The organism is Halomonas sp. GFAJ-1, assembly GCA_002966495.1.
Taxonomy (GTDB): domain Bacteria; phylum Pseudomonadota; class Gammaproteobacteria; order Pseudomonadales; family Halomonadaceae; genus Vreelandella.
In genome coordinates this window covers 1,221,347-1,241,316 of the sequence record CP016490.1, presented here as the reverse complement: position 1 = coordinate 1,241,316, position 19,970 = coordinate 1,221,347, and the positions used below count along the sequence as shown (strand labels likewise).

Annotated in this window: 15 protein-coding genes; 9 read left to right on the top strand and 6 right to left on the bottom strand. The window is 55.2% G+C overall.

The window, feature by feature from the left end; translation table 11 throughout:
* Nucleotides 1-288: 288 nt before the first annotated feature.
* Nucleotides 289-2,988 (bottom strand): diguanylate cyclase, encoded by a 2,700-nt coding sequence (locus BB497_05660; protein AVI62230.1) that lies wholly within the window; start codon nucleotides 2,986-2,988, stop codon nucleotides 289-291.
* Between the two features lie 204 nt (nucleotides 2,989-3,192).
* Here BB497_05660 and BB497_05655 point away from each other — a divergent pair, with 204 nt between their 5' ends.
* A complete protein-coding gene (locus BB497_05655; GenBank protein AVI64271.1) occupies nucleotides 3,193-4,728 on the top strand; it encodes a diguanylate cyclase in 1,536 nt (511 codons plus the stop codon).
* Between the two features lie 13 nt (nucleotides 4,729-4,741).
* Here the strand turns inward: BB497_05655 and BB497_05650 are convergent, their stop codons facing one another.
* From BB497_05650 to BB497_05635, 4 genes are all read right to left on the bottom strand, one after another.
* Complete coding sequence (locus BB497_05650; protein AVI62229.1) at nucleotides 4,742-6,046, bottom strand: C4-dicarboxylate ABC transporter permease; 1,305 nt, start codon at nucleotides 6,044-6,046, stop codon at nucleotides 4,742-4,744.
* A gap of 30 nt (nucleotides 6,047-6,076) precedes the next feature.
* Complete coding sequence (locus BB497_05645) at nucleotides 6,077-6,640, bottom strand: C4-dicarboxylate ABC transporter permease (protein AVI62228.1); 564 nt, start codon at nucleotides 6,638-6,640, stop codon at nucleotides 6,077-6,079.
* A 70-nt stretch (nucleotides 6,641-6,710) separates the two neighbouring features.
* Entirely contained in the window at nucleotides 6,711-7,694 is a 984-nt protein-coding gene (locus tag BB497_05640; GenBank protein AVI62227.1) for a C4-dicarboxylate ABC transporter substrate-binding protein, read from the bottom strand.
* 17 nt (nucleotides 7,695-7,711) lie between these two features.
* On the bottom strand, nucleotides 7,712-8,701 hold the full coding sequence (locus BB497_05635) for a LysR family transcriptional regulator (GenBank protein ID AVI62226.1): 990 nt from the start codon (nucleotides 8,699-8,701) through the stop codon (nucleotides 7,712-7,714).
* A gap of 433 nt (nucleotides 8,702-9,134) precedes the next feature.
* On the opposite strand from BB497_05635, the gene BB497_05630 reads away from it, so the two are divergent.
* From BB497_05630 to BB497_05620, 3 genes are read left to right on the top strand one after another with little or no spacing between them, the layout of a single operon-like run.
* A complete protein-coding gene (locus BB497_05630) occupies nucleotides 9,135-9,887 on the top strand; it encodes a hypothetical protein (GenBank protein AVI62225.1) in 753 nt (250 codons plus the stop codon).
* A complete protein-coding gene (locus BB497_05625; protein AVI62224.1) occupies nucleotides 9,884-10,588 on the top strand; it encodes an allophanate hydrolase in 705 nt (234 codons plus the stop codon). The genes BB497_05630 and BB497_05625 overlap by 4 nt, the downstream gene beginning before the upstream one ends.
* A complete protein-coding gene (locus BB497_05620; protein ID AVI62223.1) occupies nucleotides 10,585-11,514 on the top strand; it encodes an allophanate hydrolase in 930 nt (309 codons plus the stop codon). Before BB497_05625 ends, BB497_05620 begins: the two co-directional genes overlap by 4 nt.
* Before the next feature lie 91 nt (nucleotides 11,515-11,605).
* Here the strand turns inward: BB497_05620 and BB497_05615 are convergent, their stop codons facing one another.
* On the bottom strand, nucleotides 11,606-13,759 hold the full coding sequence (locus BB497_05615; GenBank protein AVI62222.1) for a catalase/peroxidase HPI: 2,154 nt from the start codon (nucleotides 13,757-13,759) through the stop codon (nucleotides 11,606-11,608).
* 361 nt (nucleotides 13,760-14,120) lie between these two features.
* Between BB497_05615 and BB497_05610 the strand changes: the two genes are divergently transcribed.
* Genes BB497_05610 through BB497_05590 form a run of 5 tightly spaced genes read left to right on the top strand, consistent with a single transcriptional unit; the run spans nucleotide 14,121 to nucleotide 19,968 of the window.
* On the top strand, nucleotides 14,121-14,591 hold the full coding sequence (locus BB497_05610; protein ID AVI62221.1) for a pilus assembly protein: 471 nt from the start codon (nucleotides 14,121-14,123) through the stop codon (nucleotides 14,589-14,591).
* 19 nt (nucleotides 14,592-14,610) lie between these two features.
* A complete protein-coding gene (locus BB497_05605; GenBank protein AVI62220.1) occupies nucleotides 14,611-15,018 on the top strand; it encodes a type IV pilus modification protein PilV in 408 nt (135 codons plus the stop codon).
* Nucleotide 15,019: 1 nt separating this feature from the next.
* Nucleotides 15,020-16,054, top strand: a complete 1,035-nt coding sequence (locus BB497_05600) for a pilus assembly protein PilW (protein ID AVI62219.1) — start codon at nucleotides 15,020-15,022, stop codon at nucleotides 16,052-16,054.
* 1 nt (nucleotide 16,055) lies between these two features.
* On the top strand, nucleotides 16,056-16,481 hold the full coding sequence (locus tag BB497_05595; protein AVI62218.1) for a hypothetical protein: 426 nt from the start codon (nucleotides 16,056-16,058) through the stop codon (nucleotides 16,479-16,481).
* A gap of 7 nt (nucleotides 16,482-16,488) precedes the next feature.
* Nucleotides 16,489-19,968, top strand: coding sequence for a pilus assembly protein PilC (locus BB497_05590; GenBank protein ID AVI62217.1), 3,480 nt, complete (start codon nucleotides 16,489-16,491; stop codon nucleotides 19,966-19,968).
* The last annotated feature ends 2 nt before the right edge of the window (nucleotides 19,969-19,970 follow it).

Below are 19,970 nucleotides of genomic sequence, written 5' to 3'. Positions count from 1 at the left end.
CCATTCAGCATGCGCCGTCAGTCAAGGCGAACTCGGCCGCTCGCCAGTCTAAGCGCCGCCATAAAGGTCTCTGCATCGCTAATCCAACCTTGCTCTATCATCCATAAATTCCAGCGGTCGCTGCAGTCTCCATCCAGGAGGGTGTCATCAAGATCAAACAGAGCAAGGCGCATAAGGCACTCCTTTTTCGCGAGTTCGGCGGCGCGTAGGGTATGCCAAGGATGATGACAGGACGATGACGCCAGTACTGGAAAGGAGTGTTGCTGCCCTTGTTGCTGTTCAAACGGCTTAAGAAGCTAACCACTTCGCGGCAAACTCATCGGCAGAAAGCGGGTGGCCAAACCAGTAACCCTGGGCTTGGTTGCAGCCCATCTTCGCTAACAGCTCGGCTTGGGCGGCGCTTTCTACTCCTTCGGCCAAGGTTTTCATTTCCAGGTTATCGGCCATAGCAATGATGGTTTGTACGATGGCTCGGTCGTGATGGTTATCAAGCATGTCACGAACGAAGGAGATGTCGATTTTTAGCGCATCAGCGGCAAACCGGCGTAAATAGGCAAGCGATGAGTAGCCGGTGCCAAAATCATCAATAAACAGCGCGTAGCCCGCCTGACGCATGGCTTGGGTAATGATGACCGCTTGATCGGGGTCACGCATAAAATCGCTTTCAGTGAGTTCGAGAGCAATGGCACTTGGCGCTACGCTGGCGGTTAGCTCGCCCACATGCGTCGTCAATTGGGGGTCAGCAAACTGCTGAGCCGACATATTGATCGACAACCTGCCCGGTAGTGGCGTATCGCAAGCTTGCCAATGAGAGAGCTGGCGGGCGGCCTCTTCCAGCACCCAGTCGCCCAGCATGCAAATTAACCCTCGCTCTTCTGCCAACGGAATAAACTCTCCTGGGCTTACCCACCCCCACTCAGCATCGTGCCAACGGCAGAGTGCCTCGGCACCTGTTAACGTGTGGCTGGCGAGGTCAACCTGAGGCTGAAAATAGAGTTCTAACCGCCCCTCTAGGATGGCGAGATGGAGCCGCTCAGTCATCCATTGCCGGCGTTCTAAGGCATGGCGCATGGCGTGGGTATAGGGGCAGTGAGTGGATTCGCCCCTTTTGGCATGATGCAGGGCGATGCTGGCGGCGTTAAACAATTCTCCCACGTCCGGCACATTATTCGGGTAGCGGGCAAACCCGATACTCACATCGAGATTAAACACGCGATGATCTAGCTGAATAGGCTGCTTAATGACAACGCCTAACTCCTTGACGGTTTCCAATACCCGCGCCTCATCGGCCAGCGGTAGCAGTAAGGCAAACTCGTCTCCCGATAGCCGTGCAACCGCTCGCTGGGGGAGTTCGTAGTTCTGTATACGCCCAGCCACCGTGGCTAACAGCTGGTCCCCTACGTAATGCCCATGCAGGTCGTTGATCTCTTTGAAGCGGCGAATATCCACCAACAGCAGTGAAAGGGAGTGCCCTAACGCCAGCGCCTCTTCGCTCATGCTCGCGAGCAGCTCCATAAAGCGGATGCGGTTGGGCAACCCCGTGATGCCATCGGTATAAGCAAGGCGATGCATGTGTCGGTGGTCGCGACGACGCTCTAATTCAGCGGCGGCACCTGTGGAGAGAATCTGCAGCACCGACCGCGCAAATGCATTCGTCGTTAAGGGCTTCCGGTAGAACACCATCATGACCCCAATCGCCTCTCCACGGGCGTTATCAAGTCGACGCCCTATCCAGGCTTTAGCGTGTAACGGTACGCCGGGGAAGTTGAAGGTATCAACGTGATGCACCACGCTTTCTTGCTCTGCGACAACTCGTGCGGCTGGCGTTCCTGACAGCATAAACGTCAAATTATCTAGCGCTGTATGCGACGCTGTCAGACTAACGGTACTCATGGTTGCCTGCCTGAGCTGCGCTTCTATGGCCGCTGTATCGTTACCCCCCACATCAATAGGATGGTTGAGCTGCCCGATAAACCCTGCATCTGCTTCTAACAGCTCCACCAGCGTGGCAATCAACTGCTGAAAGTAACCATCGCCCGCCCGAGACGTGACCGTAGAGGCCACCTGAACCACGGCGCTCTGCACGCGCTGGGCCTCTTGCTGGTCGGTAACATCCGTAATAAAGCCTTCTAAGCAGGCAACCTCACCCAGATCATCAAATACCGCTTGCCCCTGCTCCCACACCCAGCGGTAATCGCCGTTACGGTGGCGATTGCGATACACAATTTGATAAGGGCGCCGCTGACGAATTGACGCTTCTACTTCTTGCTTAAGGCGCGGCTTATCCTCTGGGTGAACAAGGGAGGCGAAACTCACTAAACGGCTGTCCTCCAGTTCATCTGGCCGGTAGCCAATCAACGCCTCGGCTCCCTGGCTTGCCAGCTGAATGGTCCAATCACTATCATTTAAACAGCGGTAAGCCATACCTGGCAGATGATTAAGCAGCGTATTTAAGCGCCTTTCGCTCTCCCGAGACATTAACTCACTGCCCCGCAAAGCATCCTCTGCTTGGCGGCGCCCCAGCTCTGTCCCCGCTTGGGCTGCCGCAATACGAATAATGTCGTTTTCAACGGCTTCAACTTGCATTGGTCGATTATGCAAGATGGCGAGCAAGCCGATGGCAGAGCCGTCTGATGCAAATAGCGGCACTCCCAAATAGCTCTCGGCCCCTAGCTGACCCAGCAGTTCATCTTTAGGAAAGCGCGACTGGACGTCGCAAGGATATAGGCAGGTCTCGCGCCCCACCACCGTTTCGCAGGGCGTACCCAGCAGCGGGTAGGTAAAGTTGGCTTGCAGCTCCCCCGCCGACCAAACAGCCAAGGTGTCTGCTATACGCTCTTCAGTGACAGCCGCAATCAGGACGTGATCGACGCGCAACAGATGGGCCAGCAGCCCCACCAGCGCCTTAAAAAATTCAGGCGTACCGCTTAGCGATAACCCTTCCGCTAGCTGGCGGAAGGTGTCCGCCGCATCATTACGTTTGTGCATATCGCACTCGCCTTATTATTTTGAAGCCGCTAAGCAATATACGCTGTATCGATAGAGCACAACGAATTACTAAGGATAAACAGCAACTTTACGACTTTGCAATGCTCACAAATGAGGACGATGACTCATCATGGGTATATGATTAAAGGCAAAGAACATACCTTGGTGCTCGCCGCCACGCTGATGAGTGCAACGGGAGAAAACATGACAAGCCTTTCAGCAGTGGATAAAACACGCTACACAGCGCTTACTGACGAGCTTCCCTGTTTAGTCAGTCAGGCACTTTTAAAGTGCTCAAGCCTGCCAACGTTACCAGCAGTGGCGTTAAAAATATTAGAGATTGCCCGCACACAGGATGCCACTCTGCATGATTATGCGCAGGCAATTGAGTACGATCCGGCGTTAACCGCACGACTCATAGCGGTGGCGAATAGCGCGCAGTTTATTCGCTCCAGCCAACAACCTGTCGATACCAGCTTTGAAGCCACCCAACGCCTGGGGCTTGATGCCACCCTAGCCACTGTTTTGAGCTTTAGCCTGCTGCGCCACGTCCAAGGGAACAAAACCCAAGTTCGCATTTGGCAGCGCACCATCACTTCAGCCATTGTGGCAAGTCGCTTAGCCCACCAGCTTTGCCCTGAACATAGGGGCAGTGCATTTACTGCAGCCTTGTTGCAGGATATTGGCATCTTAGCGCTGCAGGCAGCTTATCCTCAGAAAGTGGAAAAGCTCTACGCTAATAGTGAGTTGCCCCACCAGCAAATAGCTCGCGCTGAACGGCAACAGTTTGGTTGCGACCACACTTTGGTAGGCGCTTGGCTAGCGGCTAAATGGGGCATGCCCACCTCCCTCGTGGATGCGATTTACCAAAGCCACGATGGCTTTTTAACGGATCAGTTGGAAACGCTATGTGTACGTTTGTCTGGGCCAATTGCCGATGCCTGGCTGTCAGAAGAGCCGGTCAGTGCATTTGCCACCCTGCTACGCAAGCTCTCAGTGATGGAAAGCGCCCCCCTGCTGACGCTCGACAACTTGTTGCACCGCTTGCAGGAAGACTTAGCGATAGCCGCTGAGACGCTACAGCTTGCTCAGCCCATTGACATGGATAGTCATGCACTGCTCATTGAAGCTCAGCAACTGCTTTTTCAGCACACGCTTACCCTTAGCGCCCGGCTTGATGAACAGACCCAGCGCTTAGAAAGCTTGCACCATCACTACGCAACGCTTGAAAAACAGAGCCGTCTCGACCCATTAACCCAGCTAGCCAATCGCGCTTGGCTAGAGGAGCAATTACGGGAGCGCTTTGTATTTTGCCAAGAAAATAATCGAACCATGTCAGTGGTATTTATCGACCTTGATCACTTTAAAACGCTCAACGACCGATATGGCCACCGCATCGGCGACCAAGTACTTGAGCACTTCGGCCACACACTGGCATCACTGATTCGCACGGGTGATTTAGCCGGGCGATACGGCGGTGAGGAGTTTTTAATTATCCTGCCCGACGAGACGGCCCACTCGGCCAAGCTTTTTTCACAACGCATTACCCAGCACCTCCAAGAGCATCCAATGACCAACGTTGACCAACAACCGATTTATGTGTCGGCCTCCATCGGCGTGGCCTGCTTATGTGATGGCGACTTTGGTAATGAACGCGAACTAATAGATGCCGCCGACCAGAGCATGTACTTCATCAAACGCTCTGGCCGGGGCGGCATTGCTACCTATGGTGGGGAGTGAGCATCCCTAACGGCTAACGGTTCATTGCCTGGGGTAGATAGAGCGCAATCTCCGGAAAGACGTGCATTAGCGCAATCGCCAGCGCCATGAGCAGGAAGAAAGGCAGCGTCGCTTTGGTAATCGTAAAAATATCTTTACCCGTTAACCCCTGGATAACAAACAGATTAAACCCTACGGGGGGCGTTATCTGCGACATTTCCACGACGATCACCAGGTAAATACCGAACCAGATCAGATCAAACCCAGCCGCACTCACCACTGGCATAATAATCGCGGTAACCAGCAAGATCAGAGAAATACCGTCAAGAAAGCAGCCCATGATTAGCAGTAACAGCGTTAACGCTATCAGCAGCATGGTCGGCGAAAGCCCCATCTCACCGATGGTGCGCGCCAGCTGCATGGGCACCTGGGTAAAGCCCATGGCGGAGGTGAGAAACGAGGCCCCGGCAATAATAAATCCAATCATGCAGGCGGTGCGCACGGCGGCAAATAGCGAGCTGGTAAAGATCTCGCGGTTAAAGTGACCGTTAAACCGGGCAATCACCATGGATAGCACAACGCCCACCGCCGCCGCTTCCGTAGGTGACGCAAGCCCCCCATAAATCGATACGATGATCCCGCCAATTAGCAGCAAAATAGGTAACAACGCCCAAGTATTGCGCAGCTTTTCAGCAAAGCTCATGCTTGATTCATCAGCGCCGGTTAAGCCGTTTCGGTTACCCTTCAATAATGCCCAGAGAACCAGGTACGTCATAAACATGGCAAGGATCATCAGACCCGGCCCGATACCTGCCATGAACAAGCGCGAAATAGACTGCTCAGTGACCACGCCGTAAACAATCAACACGATAGAGGGGGGAATCAACAGCCCCAGGGTAGAGGCACTGGCTAACGTACCAATCGCCATATTGCTGTCGTAACCTCTGCGCTCAAGCTCTGGCAAGGTCATTTTGCCCACCGTAGCGCAGGTTGCCGCTGACGAACCACACACGGCTGCAAACATACCGCTGCCGATAATATTGGTATGTAGCAAGCGCCCCGGCAACCGGTTCAGCCAAGGGGAGAGCCCCCGGAACATATTGTCAGCAAGCCCAGAACGAAACAGTATCTCACCCATCCAGATGAACATCGGCAGCGCGGTTAGATCCCAGCCGTAGCTTGCGCCCCAAAAATCGGAGGCTAAAATTGGACCCGGTGAAAAGGGGCTAAAAAACTCCAGCGCAATCCAGGCAGTCCCCATCAGTGCGATGGCGATCCACACCCCACTGCCCAGAAGCAGTACCAGGGTAAAAACAGTCGCTAAACTTAGTAGTAACACGGCAGATTCTCCAGGGTAGAAGCCTCAGGCTTAGTGCGTCTCGCTGTCATCAATTGCTGTAGCCTCACGAAAGCTAGAGGGGTCACGAGCGGCGATACGCAGCGCCATAAACAGGGCTTCAGCAAGCGCCAAGCACAGTAGCCCTACGCTGGTCGCCAGAACAGTTTGGGGAATCCATAGTGGAATCGATAAAAAGCCCGATGAGACATCGTTGTACTGAATGCTCTCTCGCGCCAGCTCAATCAAGCCGTAACCGAGCAGCAGGCCGATGGTTAGGGCCACAATCAAGCCAAATACTTCAAACCACACACGAATGGCCGATGGCAACCGCGAAATCAACAGCGTCACGCGAATGTGCGCGTGATGTACGAAAGTGTAGGCAAGCCCAAGAAAGGTAGCACCGACCAGTAAGTAGGCAGCCATTTCTGACACACCCGTGATGCTAAGGCCCAAGCGGCCTAGCCCTACCAAAATCAGCAGCGCGTCAATCAGGCGAAAGGTGACTTGAAGTGCAATTAGCGCACAGATAGCGACCATACATGCCGCAGCACCCCAAGCACCAAGGCGGTAGAGTTTGTCGAATTTAAACGTCATGTTCGTAGCCTCTTAGAGCGCGTAGATGGAAGAGACGGCAAAACGCCGCCTCTTTAACGTCACTAACGGCTTAGTTCGAAAGCTGCTCGCGGTAGGCTTCTAACGCTTGCTTGGCCTCGTCATCAGCACGCGCTTCCCAGTCGGCGAACAGCTCTTCGCCAGCGGCTCGTAACGCATCGGCAACGGTTTCATTCGGTTCAGAAACCGTGACGCCATTGTCAATGAGCGCCGCTATACTGGTGTCATTGTTGTCCCGGCTCATCTGCCAGCCACGCTCTTCTGCCCGTGCGGCTGCTTCCAGCAAAGCGTCTTGTGCAGCTTCATCTAAACGGTCAAAGCTACGCTGACTCATGAACACAATATTTTTGGGCAGCCACAGGTTGGCGTCGGTGTAGTCGGATACATAATCCCAGGCAGCCATGGCGTTGCCGGTCGCGCTTGACGTAATCATGGCGTCTACGCGGCCAGTGCTAAATGCCGTGGGGATGTCAGACTCTTCGGTTTCAGTTGGGCTGCCGCCCAGGTTATTCACGAAGCGCTGGGTATTGATGTTCGGCGCTCGAACGCGTAAGCCTTCAAACTGCGCGGGGTCTGTTAGCGGCTTAGCGGTGTAAATGCCCTGGGCAGGCCAAGCAACGGCGTATAAAGGAACCAATCCTTCATAAGCGAATAGCTCGGTAATCATTGGCTTAGTGGCTTCCCATAAGGCGTAGGCCTCTTCGTAACTACCCGCCACGCCCGGCAACGTGTCAACTTCAAAAATCGGATCATCGTTAGAGAGCACCGAAAGGAACACCTCTCCCGCATCAATCGTGCCCCGGCGTACCGATGGCTTAATTTCACCATGGGAGACTAGCGAACCACCGCTGTGAACCGTAATGGTCAGCTCACCATTGGTCGCTTCCGCCACATCCTCTGCAAACTGCTTGGTGTTTTGGGTATGGAAGCTGGCATCGCCGTAGGGAGTCGCCATTGTCCACTGGGCGGCATGTGCCGTGGCAGCGAGACTACAGGCAGTGGCGAGAAGTAGCGGAGTAAAAATGCGTGTACGCATGGGATAAGTCCTCTTATTCATATTAATGGAGGTGTTGCTTCGGGGGTAAAAACGGAGGCGTTGGGCGGCACCCAGAGCCCAGTAAAATGCGACGTTGCCATTTCCGCGTGCCTAGCGCTTGCATACTGGGTGGCACACTCCTGGGCTAGGCGTCCTACGCTGCGGCAAAAGCGTGGATGGCTGGCGCTGCGCCATATCACATCATAGTTCATTGGCGGCAAAGGCTTGGGCAGCGCGATGCGGTATAACTCCCCTCGTCGCCACTCATCCAGCACCGTGGCCACGGGTAGTGCACCTATACCCAACCCTTCGATGGTTAACCGTACTATCGTCATTAACGTACTAACGCTATGAATACGCGGCTGCTTCAGGCCTTGGTCGGCCAAATAGCGGACAAGCTCTTCATAAGGCCTGGCTAATTTACCAAAGGAGATAAAGGGTAGCGTGCGGCACCACGCATGAGGACGTTCACTGAGCATCTCGGCGTGACGAGGAGCTACAAACATACCCATCTCATAAGGGCTTAGCGTGTCGTACTCAATATGCTCTGGCGATAAGTAGCCATTCATCGCTAATAAAATATCCAGCTCGTTACTCATCAGCCGATCATTCAGCGCAGGCGAGTAGTCAACGGTGAGTTCAATCATCAGCTTGGGGTAGCGCTCGGTAAGGCGCTGCATAAATACCGGAAACCAGCTGTGAACAATAGTTTCAATTGTGCCGAGCCTTAGCGGTGCTGAAAACGCTTCTTCACTATCAAATAGCTTCAGCGCTTCATCGCGCTGTTCCAACATGCGCTCTGCGTGCAAGAAGAACTCCCGACCGCGCATAGTAGGCTGAATTGGCCGGGCCGAGCGCTCAAGCAGCAGCTCTCCCACCGTCGTTTCCAAGCGTGATATACGCTCAGATACAGAGGGCTGAGTAATATGTAAGCGCACTGCCGCCTTACGAAAGGAGCCGAACCGGACTGCCCACACAAACGCTTCGAGTTCTTTAAAATCGAGCATAATCTTGCCTAACCAGCATTTTTACATACATTTTCTAGGATCCTGCACAGGCGCCGATGCACTGGCTTACCTTACCGTTCCATGATGCATCACCTCGCCTATTCAGGCGTTGGCTCTGCGGTGTCTGGCTGGCGTATGCGCTTCTTTTTTGTCTTTTTATTGAAACGCTTTATTTAGTTGATAATCGTATAGAACCTCAGCGTCAACTATTTTTCCACTAAATAACAGCATGATAGAAAGTGCCGATACTTAATATCGCTAAAAACGATTGGAACTTAGCGAGTCAGCTCCATATATTGGCTTTACACTGATAATTAAATAACTGCGATCACTATATTAGCCATTTACAAACAACAACTAATAACGCTGTTTTTTAACTACTTTTAATTAATAAAAGCTCTTAAGAGCTAATAACCCCCACCCAGGAGACGTTATGGCAATCCCGCTGCTTAACTGCGATATGGGCGAAAGCTTCGGCAATTGGTCGATTGGTCTGGATGCTGAGGTAATGCCCCACGTTGACTGTGCCAACATTGCCTGCGGCTACCACGCCTCTGATCCCCACGTTATGCGTCGTACCGTTGCTCTCGCTGCCAAACATAACGTGCGCATCGGCGCACACCCTGGTTATCCTGACTTGATGGGCTTTGGCCGCCGCTCTATGGCCTGCTCACCCGCTGAAGTGGAAGATATGGTGCTTTACCAAGTGGGCGCGCTGGCGGGTATTTGCCAAGCAGAAGGTGCTTCGCTTCGCTATATAAAACCCCACGGGGCAATGTATAACGATATGGCGGCAAACCTTGAACTTTTGGAAGGCGTCATGCGCGCTGTTCGGGCTTACGATGCCCACCTTCCACTGATGGTCATGGCCACGGCTGATCCTGAACCTCACCGTGAACTAGCCGCCAAGATGGGTATAACCCTTTGGTTTGAAACCTTTGCCGATCGCGCCTATGAAGCCAGCGGTCACCTTGCCTCACGCCGCCTACCAGGCGCCGTTCACCACGATCAAGCGACCATCGTCGCTCAGGCCGTGGCGCTCGCAAAAGGGGAAGCGTTGACGGCCCGCGATGGCACAGCGCTCAATCTTCCCTGTGACACGTTATGTGTTCACGGCGATAACCCGGAATCCGTTGCCGCCGTTCGCGCTATCCGAGAGGCCTTTACAGCACTGGAGTCCGCGTGAAACTGCGCTTAGAAACAGCGGCAATGGACGCACTTACCGTGCGCCTCTTCGATGAGATCGACGAAACCAATATGGCATGGATTATTGCCGCCGATCACGCTTTACGCGAGGCCTTTGGCAATGCCCTTATAGACCTGATTCCCTCCTACACCTCGTTGCTGGTGCACTACGACTGTCAACAGCTCCCTTTTGCCCAGGCCACCACGCTGATCCGCGACGCCTTACGCCATTTAACGCCTGCTGAGAACCAGCACGGCCAACTACACGAAATCCCCGTTTGGTATGACGAAAGCGTCGGCCCAGAGCTACCGCTGGTCGCTGAACGCGCAGGGCTGAGTGTTGGTGCTCTCATTGAGCGTCACTGTAACCACGATTACTGTGTCTTCGCGCTTGGCTTCGCGCCCGGCTACGGCTTTATGGGCTTAGTGGATGAACGCTTAGCCACACCCAGGCTGAAAACACCACGCCGCCGGGTGACGGCAGGTAGTGTTGGGATTGCCGAGCGCCAAACGGCTATTTACCCACTGCCCTCCCCAGGAGGGTGGAATATTTTAGGGCGTACCCCCGTGCCGCTGTTTGACTACGCCAAACGGGGCGAACCTTTATTGCGGCCAGGCGATAAAGTGCGCTTTAAAGCAATTACCAAGGCTGAGTTCGAAGCATCGGGTGGTGATACCTCGCCGATGGAGGAGCGTCCATGAGCCAAGCAATGCTAACCGTCAAACAAGCAGGACCGCTCGCACTCGTTCAAGACCTTGGGCGCTTTGGCGTGGGCCACCTGGGATTTACTCAAGGTGGTGCCGCCGATTGGATAGCGTTTCGCTGGGCCAACTGGCTGCTTGGCAATGCACCAGATAGCGCCGCGCTGGAAATCGTCATGGGCGGTAACCTAACGCTAGAAACCAACAGCGAGGTTCGCTTGGCGCTGACCGGTGCTGATTTGGCCGCTACCCTCGACGGCAAGCCGCTGGCGCCTAACCTAAGCTTTAAGCTCCAGCCAGGGCAGTCTTTAGTGTTTCGCCAGCCACGCAAAGGCTTACGCGCCTATTTAGCCTTTCCCGGCGGCTTACATGCATCTGAAGTGCTCGGCAGCCGTGCCTGCACCGCACGGGAGCAGGTTGGCGGCCTGCACGAAGATGGTAAACCACTGCAAGTAGGCGACTGCTTAACCTGGAAAGGCACTGCACCGGCGGTACGCCGTATCCCTGAACATCATGACCTGTCGATGCCCAACTCAGGCTGCCGCTTACCCATCGTACTCGGCTCACAAATCGCCTCTTTCAGTGGCCGGGGGCTTTTTCGAGCGTTTAATCAGCCTTGGAAAGTGGATAACCGCGCTGACCGCATGGGCATCCGCCTAACCGGCCAACCGCTATTGAGTACACAGGGCGGTATCATCTCTGAAGGCATTCCCCTTGGCGCGGTACAAATCCCCCCCGATGGGCAACCTATTGTGCTGATGAATGACCGTCAGACCATCGGCGGCTACCCTCGTCTAGGTGCCCTCACCCCGATGGCCTGCGCCACCCTTGCCCAGTGTTTGCCCGGTACCGAGGTATGGCTAACGCCGGTCAGCGCCAGCCAAGCGCAGGAGGCTTATCGGCAACAGCTGAGCGTGTGGGCATGACCACATCTTTTGGTATGTTGTTCGCACGAAAAAGCCCGCATCTTTCGATGCGGGCTGATCACTCTATTTAAGACACATAAACGTGTGATGATTAGGCGATATCGAAGCGATCCGCGTTCATCACTTTCGTCCAGGCGGCCACAAAGTCTTTTACGAACTTCTCGCCATTATCATCCTGGGCGTACACTTCTGCGTAAGAACGCAGCAGTGAGTTGGAGCCGAACACGAGATCAACGCGAGACGCGGTCCACTTAACAGCGCCAGTGGCGCGATCGCGGATTTCATAAGCGCTATTGCTTACCGGGTGCCACGTATTGCCCATATCGGTCAGGTTGACGAAGAAGTCGTTGGTCAACTGGCCTGCACGGTCAGTGAAGACACCATGCTTAGTACCCGCATAGTTAGTGTCTAGCACTCGCATACCACCCAGCAGCACGGTCAATTCCGGTCCTGTCAGCCCCATTAGCTGGGCGCGGTCCAGCAACATCTCTTCCGGCTTCACGATGTACTCTTTCTTCTGCCAGTTACGGAAGCCATCTGCCAGTGGCTCAAGCGGCTCGAAAGAGTCAACATCGGTCATTTCGGCAGTGGCATCACCGCGCCCTTTCAGGAACGGTACGCGGACGTCGTAGCCCGCCGCTTTGGCGGCTTTCTCAACACCCACGCTACCTGCCAATACGATGACATCAGCAACGCTGGCGCCGGTGTCGGCAGAGATCTGCTCATACACGCTCAGTACCTTTGCCAGACGCTCTGGCTCGTTACCTTGCCAATCTTTCTGCGGTGCCAAACGAATACGGGCACCGTTAGCACCACCACGCATGTCGGAGCCACGGTAGGTACGGGCACTATCCCAAGCGGTTGATACCATCTCGCTGATACTTAGGCCGCTTTCTACGATTTTCTGCTTAACCACTTCTTCGCAATAGTCGGTGCTGCCTGCCGGGATCGGGTCCTGCCAGATCAAATCTTCAGCGGGGACTTCCGGACCGATATAACGGGATTTCGGGCCAAGATCGCGGTGCGTCAATTTGAACCATGCCTTGGCAAAGGTCAGCTTGAAGTACTCTGGATCTGCCATGAATTTTTCGCAGATGGCGCGATAAGTCGGGTCCATCTTCATCGCCATGTCCGCATCCGTCATAATCGGATTGTGGCGAACCGAAGGATCAGTAGCATCGACTGGCTTATCTTCTTCTTTGATATCAATCGGTTCCCACTGGTGCGCACCGGCAGGACTCTTCCTTAACTCCCACTCGTAGCCGAACAGCAAGTCAAAGTAGCCCATATCAAATTGGGTAGGGTTGGTGGTCCAAGCACCTTCAATACCGGAGGTCACCGCTTTGTTCGCTTGACCATCCATGTGCGGATTGTTCCAACCAAAGCCCTGGTTCTCAACGTCAGAGGCTTCCGGCTCGGCGCCCAAGGCACCGGCATCGCCATTACCATGACATTTGCCGACGGTGTGACCGCCCGCCGTCAGAGCGGCCGTCTCTTCGTCGTTCATCGCCATGCGGGCGAAGGTTTCGCGCACTTGCTGGGCAGTTTTCAACGGGTCAGGCTGGCCGTTCACGCCTTCCGGGTTTACATAGATAAGCCCCATCTGAACCGCAGCCAGCGGGTTTTCCATGGTATCGGGCTTTTCGACATCGCCGTAGCGCTCGTCAGAGGGCGCCAGCCACTCTTTTTCATCGCCCCAATAGATGTCTTTTTCCGGCTCCCAGATATCCGCACGGCCAAACGAGAAGCCGTAGGAGGGCAACCCCATGGATTCATAGGCCACAGTGCCCGCCAGGATCATCAGGTCGGCCCAGCTGATCTTGTTGCCGTACTTCCTCTTGATTGGCCACAGCAGGCGGCGTGCCTTGTCCAGGCTCACGTTGTCTGGCCAGGAGTTGAGCGGCGCAAAGCGCTGGCTGCCAGTGCCACCGCCCCCACGGCCATCCGCGATGCGGTAGGTTCCTGCGGAGTGCCACGCCATACGAATCATCAAGCCACCGTAGTGCCCCCAATCAGCGGGCCACCACTCCTGGCTATCAGTCATCAGCGCATGAACGTCTTTTTTGAGTGCGTCGAAATCGAGCTTGCGCACTTCTTCACGGTAGTTGAAGTCTGCGTCCATCGGGTTCGATTTACGGTCTTGCTGATGCAAGATATCCAGATTCAGTCCTTCCGGCCACCAGTCCTTGTTGGACGTACCAGTCGATGTGTTGCCACCATGCATGACAGGACATTTACCGCTCATAGCTTTCTCCCTTATTGCTCTATGCCTTGGAATGACCAAGGGAACAAGTGCAGTGCATCCACGCTAAAGACGATGATTGCTGGCGCCTCGGATGCATTATCGATGTGTCACAGTTTTAAAGCACCTTAACGATAGTCACAATTTGCATTTTACAACCAAACCAATAGCTTTAGACTATTGAATATTTTGGCCTTTACGCCGATACCTGATGTATGACGATGGTGCAATCCAATCGACACCTGGGCGCGGGGTTCATCCCACACCTTCATTAACGCTATACTTCCATAACGTAAATTCAAATAACGATATGATGACCCCGGTCAGACGGTACTCGGCCTTTCGACTATCAGAGTAGCACTTCATGCTGACGACAAAACGTCTCTCCGCCGGTTTTACCCTGCTGGAATTGCTGGTCACGCTTGCCCTGTTTGCCACGCTGGCGACCATCGCCGTACCCAACTTTGCCAGAATCATTCAAGAGAACAGGGTGATCACGACGACCAATGATTACAAGATAGCGCTGAGCTTTGCGCGCAGCGAGGCCGTACGACGTAATCAGAGAGCTCTCCTGAAGCCTGCCGCCGGAGGGTGGAGCACAGGCTGGGAAGTGGAGGCCAACGGCGACATCGTGCGGCGCTGGGAGCAGTCGTCTGCTGACCTCGCGATCGAGAACGCTCCCGAAGATTTTACCTTCAACAGCCTAGGACGGTTGGAGAGCGCGAACTTTACCTCACAGAGTGTCTCGCTCACGCTGGGTGATATTGGCCGCTGTGTGCGCGTGGAGCCCAGCGGTATTTCCCGGGTACTGGCCCAGCGGCGAGCCTGTGACTAATAAAAGTGAGTACGAACTGATGCCCAAGGCCCAAGGCGGTATTTCTTTGCTGGAGTCGTTGATTGCCCTGCTGGTGCTGTCGATCGGCCTGCTGGGCGTGCTGGGACTACAAACCCAATCCCTGGTACATAACCGTGCCGCTTATTTCGAAACGCAGGCCACCAACATGGCACAGGACATGCTGGACAGGGTGCGTGCCAATCGCGAACAAGCCTCCTCTTACACGCTGGTACTAGGCAACACTCCCGAAGGTAGTGGCCTTCCCGGCCGTGATCAAACACAGTGGGTCGAAGACTTGGCGACTGCTCTGCCCGGCGGCGAAGGCGGCATCGAAGTTGCCAATCGGCGCGTCAGCGTCACGGTACGCTGGGACGACACGTCCGCCCCCGACGACGTTCGGCAAATCCAACTGGTATCGGAGCTCTAGCGTGAGCCATATTTCTCCTTCTCAAGCACAAGCGGGTTTCACGCTGGTCGAGTTGCTGGTGGCCATGGTCATCGGCCTTCTGGTCATGGCGGGAGCGACTCAGCTATTCATTTCGTCGCAGCAGAGCTTTCGCTTTCAGACAGCATTGGCGGATATGCAGGACACAGGCCGATTTGCTCTGGATACGCTGTCACGAGAGTTACGCCAGGCCGACTACAGCGGCGGCTGTGCCTCGCCACAGACCACCGTGCACGTGCGCAATATTGCCGATGCCAGCAGCGCGCCCCTGCCTTTACAGGCATGGGTGGATGCCTCCAGCGCCGATTTTGCCGCCAGTTTGAATAGCCCGCTGGACAACCAGGACGTGCTGGCGTTTCGGGGAGGCCTCATTGCACGCACTGGCTTTGCCGATGAGTCACTGGAAATAGCCAGCCTCGACAGCAACCAACAGCTCACGCTAAATCGTGATGTAGGCGCCGTGTTCAATCAACAGCTGTTACTGCTGCAGGGCCTGTTGAACTGCGATATTTTCTATAACACCTCCAACGGCGCCCGCGTACTGCAAAAAGCCAGCACGACCGGCTGGCAGAGTAATGTGGCACCCAACACCAGCCTTTGGGGCGCCGCCAGCGGGCTGGGCTATCAACCTGAGCAAAATGTCTCGCTGAGTGCATTGGGTAGCGCTATCTACTACCTGGGCATCGACCCGAATAATAATGGCAATCCGGCACTGATGCGGCTGGACCTCAGCACAACCACACCACGCAATGAAATCGTAGCTAGCCATGTGGTGGCCATGCGGACAGCGTTTCTGGTGGACGATGACTATCTTGCGGCGGACGACATCGACGATGCCCAGTGGCCTAGCGTGCGTGCGGTGCGCATTACGCTAATCGTGCAAAGCGACCGACCCAACCTGCGTAACGCCGACACCACGCTTGCCGTGGGCAACTTTCAGGGTGACAACGCCTTTACCGGCAGTGAAGGGCGGCTGTATCAGGCGTTCACCACCACCATCGCCTTGAGGAACCGCTGACATGTCGATGCGAGGCCACCCACAGCAAGGCATGGCACTGGTACTGAGCCTGATTTTTCTGGCTATCGTGACGATTCTGAGCCTCTCTTCCATGCAAGGGGCCATAACACAGGACCGCATGGCCTCCAGCCAACGCGACCATAGCATTGCTTTTCAGGCAGCCGAAGCCGCCTTGCGGGAAGCCGAGACACGCTTGCAGAACGGCGCGGCCCCTTCGGGAGGCTGGTCAACACATACCATGAACATGGCTCAACTCAATCGCAACCCGCGCTACCGATCACATGAAATTGAGACTATCGGTTCGCGCTCCGATAATGAAGGCGGTGAAGTCCGCGATATCCTGTATCGCATTGAAGCCCAAGGATTTGGCCATGGTGAAGATACCCGCGTGAGACTTGAATCCTTGTTCGTTCGCCAGCAGAGGTAGTGACCCCGTGAAGCACATCCGTTTTTTACCATTAATTCTGGCCGCCACCTTTATGCTAAGTATGGTTAATGAACCAGCTTATGGATTTGCTCCTCCCCCACCCCCAGATTATGATCCAGACGAAGACCTGGATCTGGATGACCCCGAACCAGAACCAACGCCTGATCCGCCACCAGAGCCAGAGCCCCCCATTGGCGGAGGTGACGATGCCCCTATCGACGAAGAGTTCGATATTCCCAGTGACCGTGTCGGTATTTCCCCAGCGCCTTTGAACGTCGTCAGCCGAGTGCCCCCCAATGTACTGCTGATCCTGGACAACTCGGAAAGTGGCCAAGAGGGGCTGGATGGCCGAGTGGCCATTGGTGAGGAAGACGGTGACCGAGAAAATCTGACGGCCTGCCAGCCCAATACGTTCAATGCCTCCGCATGCCCGGCGGGCGCACGCTCGCCGCTGAGCAAATCGAGCACCATGAAGCGTGTTGGGTTACAAATAATCGAAGACTATCGTAATAGCATCAATCTGGGATTAATGGCCTATCAACAGAACCCCGCCTCTACCGACAGAAATAGTTTCAATTCTGGCAACACCGTAGTGTGGCGCCTGACAGAACGTGCTGTTGACGTTCGCTACTCAACGCGGAGCAACCCAGACTGGTACAACCCTGCTTTTGAGGGCGCATGGAACTCCACCATTAAACGCTATCGCACTCGTTTACCCAACAGCGATTTCTACGCCTTTTTTAATGTTGGTGTTCCTGGTTATTTTACTGTTAATCGTACATCAACAAGCCTTCCAGGGCCTTCAGACGACAGAACAGAGTATTGGCGTACTGATACTTACCCCACTTCCAGGCAGGATCAAACCGTAGATCGATACCGCGAACTCACACAATCCAGTAGTTGCGGCCGGTCTTGCACTCGTCCTGACGCGCCCCATGGTGTTTATTACGCAGACTACGTTGCTTCAGCTGGTCTTCCACTCGTAGACAGCCTGCGCCAGCGCGGCATCCCCAATTGGGGGGCTCACGTATTATCCCTCCAACTGAATCAGCGGGAGTGGCGTACCACATCGTCACCTGGACTCGGTTATTTACATGTACCCATTGGTGGACTCAATGACGATGGCACGGTGAACAGTGCCCATTGGGAGGCGATCGAGACCAAGCTGGGCACCCAACGTCACGATTGGAGCGGCCACGGAAATCCCCTGACAGATCCAGAATGGCCCCTTATCTCTGCGGGCTTGACCCCTATCGAAGGCACCATGTACACCGCGCGTGATTACTTCTTGAACAACGGTGGCAGCGGCAACTCCTTCCGACGCGAACAGGGGTACCGTACGGACATCTCGATTCCCAACCTCAATAACCCCGAGGCGCAGCAGTGTTTAGTGAATGCCAATATTTGGCTGACCGATGGCTTACCCTCGGTAGATCGCTCCGGCAACTCGCTAGGCAATAACGTCAGTGGCGCTCTGGCCAGCGCCGAAGCGGCCCTCAAACGGCTTTATGACGATACCGGGGCTCGGCTCGCGAACCCTGTGCGCACCTATGTGGTCGGCTTCAACATGCCGCCGGACATCGCCAACCTCCCCAATGTCTCGGACGACCCGTTGGGCGACCTGGCCCGCGCTGGTGGCACCGAGCGCGCCTACTTTGCCAACGACGAAGCTTCGTTGAACCAGGTGATGCAGCAGGTGCTGGGCAATATCATCGCTGCCTCCCAATCCAACACCTCGGCAGCGGTGAACAGCGATGAGTTCGGTGTGGAAGATGGCAATCTGCTCTATACCGCCGGATTTAGAAGTGAGGATTGGTCAGGGCGCTTAGCCGCCTCAGAAATTCAAACGGATGGCAGCCGTAGTCAGCGCTGGAATGCCGAGACAGTGCTGTCCCAGCAAATTGGTAGTCGTCGATTACTAACATCCCAACGTCCTGAAGGTGGTAGTAGAGTGGGTGTAGAGCTAGCCGCCAACACCAGCGGATTAAGTAATGATGAGGTGAGTTGGCTAAAGGGCAACCCTGTGCCGGGTCTAAGACAGCGTCAGTCGCTGCTGGGTGATATCATCAACGCCAATCCGGTGCTTCTGCAAGGGTCTGGTAACCGCCCGCCGCTGCTAATGGTGGCCGCCAACGACGGCATGCTGCATGGTTTCAATGCAAACACCGGACGTGAGCTATTTGCCTATTTACCCGCCGAGCTAACACAGGGCGAGAATCCTCCGCTGCGCGAGCTGACTCGGCCAGATTACACCCACCGCTACTTTATGGACGGCACCCCAGCAGTACGGGAGGTTAATATTGAGAATGGCCCCTCTGCCGTGGTGGTCGGCACCATGGGCGCTGGCGGGCGAACGGTATTCGCGCTAGATGTCAGTAACCCCGGCAATGCTGAGTTGCTCTGGGAGTTTCGCCATCCGGAATTAGGGACAGGGGTTAGTCAACCCACGATTACCCAACTTACCGATGGCAGGTGGGTTGCCATTTTTGGGAATGGTTACAACAGCACCAGCTATCAGGCATCGCTATTTGTTGTCGACATAAAAAAAGCCGCCAACGCGCGAGGCCCGACCTTTTTACACCTCAAAACCAACACCGGTAGCGAAGCGGCCCCCAACGGTTTGGCAACGCCCACCGTCACGGCCTGGCCATGGCGCAACGATAACAGCGCAAACGGTGCCCGCTTTGCTTACGCAGGCGACCTGGCAGGCAATATGTGGCGCTTTCCGCTCACGGAAGGCGGCAGCGTCAATCGTCTCTACCAGGGTAGCGCCGACCAGCCAATCACTTCCGCCCCGGCGGTGACAATGAGCAGTGGCTCTACTGACACGCTGATGGTGCTATTTGGCACCGGCAGCTATTTCCGTAACAGTGATGTCGGTGATAGCGCACCTCAGCAATTCTTGGGTATTCAGGATCGTGTAGGGCGCACCGCGACCTACGGCACGTCAGATCTGGTGACCCAGCACATTACCGGCAATGCGTCTCGGGATGGCTTCAACCTGAGAGCGAGCACCAATCTTGCACCTTCCAGCAACCAGCGTGGGTGGCGCATAGAGCTGCCCCCGGGCGAACGCGTGATTGCCGCGCCATCGATATCCAGCAGCCTGCCACGCCGCGTCCGCTTCTCTACACTACTCCCCGATGAGTCCGACCCCTGCGGCGGCGGGCGTAGCGGTTTCTTCATGTCGCTGCTGGCTGACACAGGTGGCAGCGGCGGTTCCACTACCTTTGACCTCAGTGGCGACGGAAAGCCGGACATTGATGCCACTATCAACGGCGATGCTATCACGGGTCTTCAAGCTGGCACAGGTGAGCGCTTAGTAGGCGTTAACGATGGGCAAGTAGAGCGCTTGTTTATCGGCAACCCCGATGACCCCAACGCTTCACCTAATGGGGATGGGTCAATAGCTATTGGCTTTAGCGATGAACACATAGGCCGTCGCTCATGGCGTCAGCTGTTTGATGAAGAAGAGGCCGATATATAATT